Genomic DNA, 9,887 nt, shown 5'->3' with positions numbered 1-9,887 from the left:
ATCGAGGTCATGCGCCACGGGCGCGATGGCGGCGCGCCGGTGCTGATTTCCACGCTGACCGGCACCGTCTACATCAAGAACACGCCCGTCGGCAACTGGAGCGGCACGGAGACTGCGCAATGACGCCAGCCGGCCCGTCCAGCCCCGCAAGCCAGGCGCCCGTGCTCGAAGTCAATGACCTGAAGCTCAACTTCGGCGGCATACGCGCCCTGAACGGGGTCTCGCTGTCGGCCCGCAAGGGCGAAATCACGGCCATTATCGGCCCCAATGGGGCCGGCAAGACCAGCCTGTTCAACACCATTTCCGGCTTTTACCGGCCCCAGGGCGGCACCGTGCGCTTCGAAGGGCAGGACGTGACCCACCATAGTGCGCACCGGCGCGCCGCCATGGGTCTGGCACGCACGTTCCAGAACGTCGCCCTGTTCCGGGGCATGACGGTGCTGGACAACATCAAGCTGGGCGGCCATACCCGCCTGAATTCCAACCTGCTCTCGGCCATGTGGTACCTGGGGCCTGCAAAGCAGGAAGAGATGGCGCTGCGACGCGAGATCGAGCATGAAGTCATCGACTTCCTGGAGATCGACCATATCCGGCACCAGTCGGTCGCCGGCCTGTCCTATGGTCTGCAGAAACGCGTCGAACTGGCCCGTGCGCTGGCCATGCGACCCAAGGTCCTGATGCTGGACGAACCCGTGGCCGGAATGAACCGGGAAGAGACCGAGGACATGGCCCGCTTCATTCTCGATGTGCAGGAACAATGGGGCATCACCGTGCTCCTGATCGAGCATGACATGGGCCTGGTGATGGATATTTCCAACCATGTCGTGGTCGTCAATTTTGGCGAGGCCATCGGCCGGGGCACTCCGGCCGAAGTGCGCGGCAATCCTGATGTGGTGCGCGCCTATCTGGGCGGCGCCGCCGAAGCGGCTGCACCGGCCGGGCCCGCAGTCCAGGAGGTGCACTGATGCCGCTCGACTTCGATTGGTATGAACTGGCCGAATACGCGGCCCTCGGTCTGCTGGCCGGCGGGCTGCAGGCGCTGATTGCCCTGGGCTTTGTCCTGGTCTACAAGGGCACCGGCGTGATCAACTTCGCCATGGGCGAGTTCATGATGCTGGGCGCGTATTTTTTCTATACCGCAAACGTCATGTGGGGGATCCCCGCGCTTGCGGCGCTCATCCTGTCCCTGCTGGCCGTGGCGCTGGTATCGGCCCTGATCGAGAAGGCCATCCTCAGGCCCCTGTCAGGGCAGCCCGTCATCTCCATTCTCATGGTGACACTCGGGCTGGCCAGCGCGCTGGGCGGCGGCATCAACGCCATATGGGGCGGTGGCCACACCTACGAAATGCCGGCCCTGCTGCCGCGCACGCCCCTGTACCTGGGCGATGTGTTCATTCCCGGCCAGATGATCTGGAGCTTTCTTCTGGCCGCCGCCGTCATCCTGGTGTTCAGCCTGTATTTCCGCTACACGGCCACCGGGGTCTCGATGCGCGCCGCGGCCAGTGACCCCACCACGGCCTATGTCCTGGGCGTCGATGTGCGGGCCACGCAGCGCCTGACCTGGATGTTTGCCGGTGTCGTCGGCGCCGTGGCCGGCATCATCGTCGCAGCCATCACCAATCTTTCGCCTGCGCTGGGCGGGGTCGCGCTGGGAGTACTGTCCGTCATCATTCTGGGCGGGCTCGACAGCATCGTCGGTGCCATCGTAGCGGGCCTGATCATTGGCCTGCTGGAAAGCCTCACGGCCGGTTACCTGGGGGGCAAGGTGCGTGACATCGTGCCTTACGTGATCGTGCTGGTGATCCTGCTGATCCGGCCCTACGGCCTGTTCGGCACGCGCGAAATTGAAAGGTTGTAGAACCCATGAGAATTGGCGATTTTCGAGAGAGCTACGAGCACGACGAGGCCATCTGGCCGACCCGGGTGCAGCGCGGATGGCTGGGCCTGCTCGTGCTTTTGCTGCTGTGCTTTCCGTTCGGGGTGAATGGCTACGTCGCCGGTGTGGCCTGCCTGCTGGGCATCCACATCATTGCCGCTACCGGCCTGAACATCATGACCGGCTACACCGGCCTCATTTCCCTGGGCCATGCCGCATTCATGGGGGTGGGCTGCTATACCACGGCCTATCTGGCGCAGCGCGGTGTGCCGTTCATCCTCGTGCTGCCCCTGTCGGGCCTGATGGCCGGCCTGCTGGGTGTGGTCGTGGGGCTGCCCAGCCTGCGCATCAAAGGCCTGTACCTGGCCGTGGCCACCCTGGCGGCGCAGTTCATCCTGGTCTATGTGTTTCGTGAATGGAGCAGCGTGACCGGTGGCGTGGGCGGGGTGACCATTCCTGCCGCCCGCCTGATGGGCTTTGAATTGCGCAACGATCACAGCGTGTATTTTCTCATCATGCCGGTGGCCATCCTCTTGCTGATCGCCGCGCGCAACCTGTTTCGCACGCGGGTGGGCCGGGCCTTCATCGCCATCCGCGACCGGGACATCTCCGCCGAGGTGCTGGGCATCAACCTCCTGCACTACAAACTCGCGGCGTTCGCCATTGGCTCTTTCTATGCCGGTGTGGCCGGCAGCCTGCTCGGTTATTTCTACCGGGCCATCACGCCGGAATATTTCACCCTGGAACTGTCCATTTTCTATCTGGCGGCCATCATCGTCGGCGGCCTGGGCAGCCTGCTGGGCACGATATTCGGCGCCGTCTTCATGACGCTCCTGCCGGAGCTGCTGCGGGTCTCGGTCAGTTATGCCACGCAGTGGGCACCCGGCGCCACTTCGGTTTTGAGCTCGATGCAGCAGATCGTCTTCGGGCTGCTCATCATCGGATTTCTTGTGTTCGAGCCGCATGGACTGCTGGAAGTATGGCGTCGCATACGGCGATTTTTCCACCTTTGGCCATTCAGAGCCTGAAACCACCTTGGAGACAACCCGTGAGAAACACTGATCATCCTGTCAATATCCCGCGTCGCCGTGCCATGGCCGCCGGCCTGGGTGCCGCCGCCCTGTCGGCACTGCCGTTTCGCGTCGCCATGGCCGAGTCCGGCGACATCGTCATCGGGGCGGCCCAGCCCATCACCGGGGTCTTTTCATTTGCCGGCGTGGGGCTCAACCAGGGGCTGGGCGATTACTGCAACTGGCGCAATGAACAGGGCGGGGTCGCCGGCCGGCGCCTGCGCTACATATCCGAAGACTCCGTCTACAAGATGGACCACGAAATGGCCATCTTCAAGAAGCTCATGGGCGAGTACAAGCCACCATTCTTCTTTGGCGGCTCCACTGGCTGGGCCAAAGTGGCGGCCAAGGAGGTCGAGCCCCTGAACACCACGCTCACCAGCGGGGTGGGCTTTTCTTCCGAACTGGCCGATCCGGCGCTGCACCCCTATCACTTCATTGCCGCGCCGACCTACGTGGCGATGGGCGGCATTTTGCTCGAGTACATCAGCAGCAAGGCCAGCGGTTCCAGCAAGCCGTCGGTGGCCATCGTCTACAGCGATACCGAGTTCGGCCGCGATCCGATTCCGGGCATCAAGGCGCGCGCCGAGGCGCTGCAGATCCCCATCGTGCTCGAAGTGGTCACCAAGCCGGGCGCCGTGGATGTCTCCAGCGAGGTGGCCAAGCTGCGCCGTGCCAAGCCCGATTACATCATTTTCCATGGCTATGTGCTGGCGCCGATCCCCGAGTTCATCAAGCAGATGCGCGAGGCGGGCATGAAGGCCATCCCCATGGGCACCATCTGGAGCATGGACAAGACCACGGTCAGTTCGATGGGGGCTGCCGCCGAGGGCTGGGTGGGCGTGATGCCCTACCGCTATTCCTACGAGACCGACAATGCGCCCATGATGAAGGAAATGGCGGACTACGTCTCCAGAACCTATCCGGATCAAGGCTACATCACCCTGTTCAATACGCACACCTGGTTTGCCGGGATGATCTTTGCCGAAATCGCCGAGCGCTGCATCAATGCCGACAAGGCGCTCACCGGCGAGAACATGAAGCAGGCGCTGGAGAGCATCGAGAACTGGGATACGGGTGGCATCATGGGTCTGCCGGCTTCGCTCAAGAGCCATCAGATCCCGATTGGCCGCATCTACGAATATGACGTCAAGTCCGAGCTGATGCGGCCCATCAGCGACTGGATCGAGACATCATGACCCCAGCCCCGGGCCATGCCGGACTGGCGACGCCGCGCACGACGGCGTTGCCAGACAGCAGCGCTGCAGAACCTGCACTCGTGATAGAGAACATCGAGGTGGTCTATCAGCACACGATACAGGTTCTCAGGGGGCTGTCGCTTGCGGTGCCCTGCGGCCGGATCGTGGCGCTGCTGGGCAGCAATGGCGCCGGCAAGACCACGACCCTGAAGGCCATTTCAAACCTGCTGCCGCTGGAAGTCGGGCAGCTGCGTTCCGGGTCCATCCATTACCTGGGCGAGCGTATCGATGCCACGCCGCCGCACCTGCTGGCACGGCGGGGGATTGCCCATGTCCGGGAAGGCCGCCACGTGTTCGAGGATCTCACCGTCGAAGAGAATCTCATCGTGGCCGGCAATGCCCTCAAGGGACGCGGAGAAAAACCCGACCTGGATCTGATCTACGAGTATTTTCCCCGTCTGCGCGAGCGCCGCGCCCAGCGCTCGGGGTACCTCTCGGGCGGTGAGCAGCAGATGCTGGCCATTGGCCGCGCGCTGCTGGGCAAGCCGACGCTGATGTTGCTGGATGAGCCCTCGCTGGGCCTGGCGCCCCTGGTGGTCGAGGATATTTTCAGGATCATCGTGCGCATCAACCAGGAGCAGGGCGTGGCCATGCTGCTGGTCGAGCAGAACGCCATGGCCGCCTTTGGCATCGCGCACTATGGCTACATCATGGAAAGTGGCCGCATCGTCATCGATGGAGAAGTCGCCAGGCTGGCGCAGGATGCAGACGTCCAGCGTTTCTATCTGGGTTACGGCGACGGCGCGCAGGAGCTGGTCAGTTTCCGCAACATCAAGCATTACAAACGCCGCAAGAGATGGTTGTCATGAGCGAAACGGTGGATACGGCGACCCTGACCCTGCCGCAGCAGCTGCGGCACTGGGCGCGCACGCAGGGCGATGCGGTGGCCTTGCGCCAGAAGGATTTCGGCATCTGGGAACCCGTTTCGTGGGCCCGGTATGAAGAAACGGCACGCCATTTCGGCCTTGGCCTGACGCAACTGGGGCTGCCGCGTGCCGGGCATTGCGCCATCCTGAGCGAGAACCGCAAGGAGTGGGTGTTCGCCCAGCTGGGCTGTGGCCTGGTGGGCGCCGTCGTGGTCGGGGTGTACCCGACTTCACCGGCGGCTGAAGTCAGGTACCTGCTGCAGGCGTCGGATGCGGCCATCGTGGTCTGCGAAGACCAGGAGCAGCTCGACAAGGTGCTCGAGGTCCGCGAACACCTGCCCCGCCTGACGCACATCGTGGTCATCGATCCCCGGGGGATCGGCGGCTACGGGATCGACAATCTGCTGACATTTGCCGAAGTCGTCGACCACGGCAAGGCGCATGAGCAGGCACATCCCGGCCTGGTCGAAGCGCGCCTGGCCGAGCAGTCGATGGACGACATCGCCCTGATGATCTTCACCAGCGGCTCCACCGGCCGCCCCAAGGCGGCCATGCTGAGCTTCGGCAACATGGCGGCGATGGCCGCCAGCACCGATGCCATCTACCAATGTACGCCGCAGGACTCGACCGTGTCCTACCTGCCCCTGTGCCACGTGGCCGAGCAGATCTATACCGTCGGCCTGCCCCTGCGGTGCGGCGCGATGGTGAATTTTGCCGAGAGCCTGCGTACAGTGCAGGATGATCTGCGCGAAATCGCGCCCACCCTGTTCATCGGCGTACCCCGGATCTGGGAAAAAATGCACGCCAGCATCGAGATCAAGATGCGCGAATCCGGTCCGCTGCGCCAGCGCATATACCGGCGTGCCCTGCAGGCCACCTTGCCGCTGTCCAAAGTGCCCCGGCCGCAGTGGTCCTGGGGGCAGCGCCTGACCCATGCCTTCTGGTACTGGATCCTGTTGCGCGCGTTGAGCAATTTCATCGGCCTGCGCAAGTGCCGGCTTGCGATGTCGGGCGCCGCGCCCATTGCACCGGACATGCTGCGGTTTTTCCGGGTGCTGGGCATCCCCATCCGGGAAGGCTACGGGATGACGGAAACCGCGGGTTTCGTCACCTTGCAGGATAGCGACTTTTCACCCCTGGGCACCGTGGGCGGGCCCTTGCCCGGCATTGAAATCCGTATCGCGGATGATGGCGAGCTGCTGGTGCGCGGCGCCACCGTGTTCAAGGGCTATTACGGCGATGAAGCGTCCACCCGCGAGGCCCTGGATGACGCCGGCTGGCTGCACACCGGTGATGTGGCCGAGGCCGTGGGTCAGGAAATCAGGATCGTGGACCGCAAGAAGGACATCATGATCACCGCGGGGGGCAAGAACATCACGCCCAGCGAAATCGAGAATGCCCTGAAGTTCAGCGTCTATATCAAGGAAGCCGTGATCGTGGCCGACCGCCGGCCTTTCGTGTCGGCGCTCATCCAGATCGACTATGAAACCGTGGGCAAATGGGCCGAAGAACACGGCGTGGCCTACACCCACTTCCGCACGTTGGCCGAGAACCCGCGCGTGGGCGAGCTGGTGCAATCCGAAGTGGACCGGGTCAACGCGCAGATGCCGCGCGTGCAGCAGGTGCGCAAGTTCCATCTGCTGACCAAGGAGCTCGATCATGACGATGGCGAGGTGACGGCCACCATGAAGATCAAGCGCAGCAGCATCTTCGAAAAATTTGCTGATGAAATCGAAGCCTTGTACGGCAGCAAGAGCAGGATGAAGGAAACCGCATGAAATCGATTCGTTTTGATGGCCGCGTTGCCATGGTGACTGGCGCCGGTGGTGGTCTGGGGCGCGCCTATGCGCTGCTGCTGGCCAGCCGCGGAGCGGCTGTCGTGGTCAATGATCTGCGCGCTGCCGATGGCGAGGCGCCCGGTGATGCGGGCGCGGCCCAGGCCGTGGTCGACGAGATCCAGTCTGCGGGTGGCCGGGCATTGGCCAACACCAGCGACATTGCCATGCCCGAAGGGGCCCAGCGTCTGGTCGATGACGCGGTCGCGGCATTTGGCCGGGTCGACATCCTGATCAACAACGCCGGGATCCTGCGCGACAAATCCCTGGCCAGGATGGACATCGCCGAGTTCGAGGAGGTGGTGCGGGTGCATCTGCTGGGCAGCGCCTGGTGTACCCGGGCCGCGTGGCCCATCATGCAGCGGCAGCAGTATGGGCGCATCATCATGACCACATCCGCCGCCGGCCTGTATGGCAATTACGGCCAGTCCAACTATGGCGCGGCAAAGCTTGCGGTGGTGGGGCTGATGAACACCCTCAAGCACGAAGGCGCACGCGCGGGCATCCATGTGAATGCGATCGCGCCCGTGGCCCTGACCCGGATGACGGAAGGGGTGGCGCTGGGACGCCTGCTCGACGACGCCGCGCCCGAGTGCGTGGCCGCGGGTGTGGCATTTCTGGTGTCCGAGGCCTGCGGCCTGACCGGGCAGATCCTGTCTGCGGGCGGTGGCTACTTTTCTACGGTGCGTATCGTCGAAGGGGTGGGTGTGCGCGCTCCCGTCGACGACGTCTCGCCCGAGTTCGTGGCCAGCCACTGGCCGGACATCGCGGACCCGGCTGCCGCACGCCACCACCAGAGTGCGTTCGAGGCCCTGCAGGACATTTTCACACCGTCGGAGGCCTGAAAATGTCCTTGTTCGATCCCGACCCGCACCGCGTGGATCTGCAGCGTCTGCTGCACTTTCCACTGCCCGCCATACGACGATCCTATCAGGCGCGCGACACCATTCTGTACGCCCTGGGCGTCGGTGCGGCCCAGGGCCCGGAGGCCTGGGATGAACGGCACCTGCGCTTCGTCTATGAAAAAGACCTGCAGGCCCTGCCGACCATGGCGGCCATGCTGGGCGACCCCGGTTTCTGGATGCAGGCGCCCGAGACCGGCCTGGACTGGAAGCGGCTGCTGCATGGCGAACAGTCCATGGCCTGGCTCGGACCCTTGCCGCCCGAGGGCGACGTCACCGGCCATAACCGGGTGCTGCACGTGGAGGACAAAGGCCCTGGCCGCGGCGTGATCTTCGTGGTCGAACGCGAACTTCGGGCAGTGGACACCGAAGACGTCCTGGTGCGTTCTCACATGACGGTGATGGCCAGGGGCAATCAGGGCCTGCCCGGTGACCTGTGGCAGCAGCCGGGCGCCCAGATGCCGCAGCCCCTTGCGCCCCTGCCGCAGCGCGCGGCCGACCGGGTGCTCGATCGGGCCACGACCACGAACCAGTCCTTGCTGTACCGGCTCAGTGTCGACCCCAACCCCCTGCATGCCGATCCGGCCGTCGCCCGCAAGGCGGGTTTCGAGCGCCCCATCATGCATGGCATGGCGACCTTCGGCCTGCTGGGCATGATCCTGGTCTGCGAATTCTGCGAATTCGACACGGCCCGGCTGGCCGAAATGCGCGCCCGCTTCACGGCCCCGGTGTACCCCGGGGAGACCCTGCGCTGCGAATTCTGGCAAGAAGACGGGCTCATCCGCTTCCGGACCTCGGTGGCCGAGCGCAACACCATCGTGCTCGACCGTGGCCTGGCCCGGGTGCGCACGCCCCGACACTGATTCAGGAGAACAGACACCGTGATCGATCTGAACGCCACGACGGACCCGTTGAATGGCCCGGGCTACGACGAGTTCCGCAATACGGTCCAGCGCTTCATCGCCGCCGAAATCACGCCGCACCATGCCCAGTGGGAGCGCGCTGGCCAGGTGCCGCGTGATCTTTGGCTGCGCGCCGGGGAACTGGGCCTGCTGTGCATGACCGTGCCGGAAGACTATGGCGGCGCCGGGGTGGACTTCGGCTACAGCGCCATCCTGGTCGAAGAGATGGCGCGCGCGGGCGCCACGGGGCCCCTGTTCTACCTGCACTCCGACATCGTCACCCCCTATTTGCTGCATTATGGGTCGGAAGCCCAGAAGCAGGCCTGGCTGCCGCGCATGGTGCGTGGCGAGGTGATCGGGGCGATCGGCATGACCGAACCCGGCGCGGGCAGTGATCTGGCCGGTATCCGTACCAGGGCTCTGCGCGATGGCGACGATTGGGTCGTCAATGGGCAGAAGATATTCATCTCCAACGGCCAGATCGCGGACCTGGTGCTGCTGGCTGCCAAGACGGATCCCGAACTGGGCGCCAGGGGTGCCAGCCTGTTTCTCGTCGATGCAGATCGCCCGGGCTTCAGCCGCGGCAAGGCACTCGAGAAGATCGGCATGCACGCCCAGGATACCTCGGAGCTGTTCTTCACCGATCTGCGCCTGCCCGCGGATCATCTGCTGGGCGATGAAGGCAGCGGATTCCGCTACATGATGACCGAACTGCCGCAGGAGCGGCTGCTCGTGGCCATCACGGCCGTGTCCGCCATGGAAGCCGGGGTCTCGCTGACGCGCGATTACCTGACCCAGCGGCAGGCCTTCGGGGCCCCGTTGTCCGACAAGCAAGTGCTGCGCCACAAGCTGGCGCAGGCCTATTCGAATACCCTGGTGGCGCGCAGTTTTCTCAACGATTGCCTGAGAAAGCATCTGCGTGGCGCACTCGACACCGTCACCGCATCGGTGGCCAAGGCCTGGACCACCGAGATGCAGTTCACCGTGCTCGACGAGTGTGCCCAGATGTTTGGCGGTTATGGCTACATGCGCGAATACCCCATCGCGCGTGCCTGGGCAGACGCCCGTATCCAGCGCATCTATGGCGGCACGACGGAAATCATGAAGGAAATCATCGCGCGCGGGCTGTTTGACGCGCGCTGAAAAGAGCCTTTCCGAAGCGGAAATCTTTCTGCAA

The 9,887-nt window shown here is 64.2% G+C and carries 9 protein-coding genes; all 9 read left to right on the top strand.

Translation table 11 applies throughout. The features are described from left to right. Positions 1 to 119 precede the first annotated feature (119 nt). From WCY17_RS12660 to WCY17_RS12620, 9 genes are read left to right on the top strand one after another with little or no spacing between them, the layout of a single operon-like run. A complete protein-coding gene (locus WCY17_RS12660; protein WP_372702552.1) occupies positions 120 to 965 on the top strand; it encodes an ABC transporter ATP-binding protein in 846 nt (281 codons plus the stop codon). Beyond that, complete coding sequence (locus WCY17_RS12655) at positions 965 to 1,858, top strand: branched-chain amino acid ABC transporter permease (RefSeq protein ID WP_372702551.1); 894 nt, start codon at positions 965 to 967, stop codon at positions 1,856 to 1,858. The genes WCY17_RS12660 and WCY17_RS12655 overlap by 1 nt, the downstream gene beginning before the upstream one ends. A gap of 5 nt (positions 1,859 to 1,863) precedes the next feature. Next, positions 1,864 to 2,904, top strand: coding sequence for a branched-chain amino acid ABC transporter permease (locus WCY17_RS12650; RefSeq protein ID WP_372702550.1), 1,041 nt, complete (start codon positions 1,864 to 1,866; stop codon positions 2,902 to 2,904). Between the two features lie 20 nt (positions 2,905 to 2,924). Next, positions 2,925 to 4,145: an ABC transporter substrate-binding protein gene (locus WCY17_RS12645; protein WP_372702549.1), complete on the top strand. Its 1,221-nt coding sequence runs from the start codon at positions 2,925 to 2,927 to the stop codon at positions 4,143 to 4,145. Continuing rightward, positions 4,142 to 5,014 carry an ABC transporter ATP-binding protein gene (locus tag WCY17_RS12640; protein WP_372702548.1) on the top strand — a complete coding sequence of 291 codons (873 nt, stop codon included), beginning with the start codon at positions 4,142 to 4,144 and terminating at the stop codon, positions 5,012 to 5,014. The genes WCY17_RS12645 and WCY17_RS12640 overlap by 4 nt, the downstream gene beginning before the upstream one ends. Further along, positions 5,011 to 6,849, top strand: a complete 1,839-nt coding sequence (locus WCY17_RS12635; protein WP_372702547.1) for a long-chain fatty acid--CoA ligase — start codon at positions 5,011 to 5,013, stop codon at positions 6,847 to 6,849. Before WCY17_RS12640 ends, WCY17_RS12635 begins: the two co-directional genes overlap by 4 nt. Then, positions 6,846 to 7,751, top strand: coding sequence for an SDR family NAD(P)-dependent oxidoreductase (locus WCY17_RS12630; protein ID WP_372702546.1), 906 nt, complete (start codon positions 6,846 to 6,848; stop codon positions 7,749 to 7,751). Before WCY17_RS12635 ends, WCY17_RS12630 begins: the two co-directional genes overlap by 4 nt. Positions 7,752 to 7,753: 2 nt before the next feature. Then, complete coding sequence (locus tag WCY17_RS12625) at positions 7,754 to 8,671, top strand: MaoC/PaaZ C-terminal domain-containing protein (RefSeq protein WP_372702545.1); 918 nt, start codon at positions 7,754 to 7,756, stop codon at positions 8,669 to 8,671. A gap of 27 nt (positions 8,672 to 8,698) precedes the next feature. Continuing rightward, complete coding sequence (locus WCY17_RS12620) at positions 8,699 to 9,853, top strand: acyl-CoA dehydrogenase family protein (RefSeq protein WP_372702556.1); 1,155 nt, start codon at positions 8,699 to 8,701, stop codon at positions 9,851 to 9,853. Positions 9,854 to 9,887 lie beyond the last annotated feature (34 nt).

Origin of the sequence: Castellaniella sp. (assembly GCF_041677825.1) — a bacterium.
GTDB lineage: Bacteria > Pseudomonadota > Gammaproteobacteria > Burkholderiales > Burkholderiaceae_B > Castellaniella.
The sequence above is the reverse complement of the archived record's forward strand: the minus strand, read 5'-3'. Positions and strand labels throughout refer to the sequence as shown.

Excerpts from the sequence above, each read along its gene's own strand:
- WCY17_RS12660 (WP_372702552.1), top strand. The coding sequence starts at position 120 with ATGACGCCAGCCGGCCCGTCCAGCCCCGCAAGCCAGGCGCCCGTGCTC.
- WCY17_RS12655 (WP_372702551.1), top strand. The coding sequence starts at position 965 with ATGCCGCTCGACTTCGATTGGTATGAACTGGCCGAATACGCGGCCCTC.
- WCY17_RS12650 (WP_372702550.1), top strand. The coding sequence starts at position 1,864 with ATGAGAATTGGCGATTTTCGAGAGAGCTACGAGCACGACGAGGCCATC.
- WCY17_RS12640 (WP_372702548.1), top strand. The coding sequence starts at position 4,142 with ATGACCCCAGCCCCGGGCCATGCCGGACTGGCGACGCCGCGCACGACG.
- WCY17_RS12635 (WP_372702547.1), top strand. The coding sequence starts at position 5,011 with ATGAGCGAAACGGTGGATACGGCGACCCTGACCCTGCCGCAGCAGCTG.
- WCY17_RS12630 (WP_372702546.1), top strand. The coding sequence starts at position 6,846 with ATGAAATCGATTCGTTTTGATGGCCGCGTTGCCATGGTGACTGGCGCC.
- WCY17_RS12625 (WP_372702545.1), top strand. The coding sequence starts at position 7,754 with ATGTCCTTGTTCGATCCCGACCCGCACCGCGTGGATCTGCAGCGTCTG.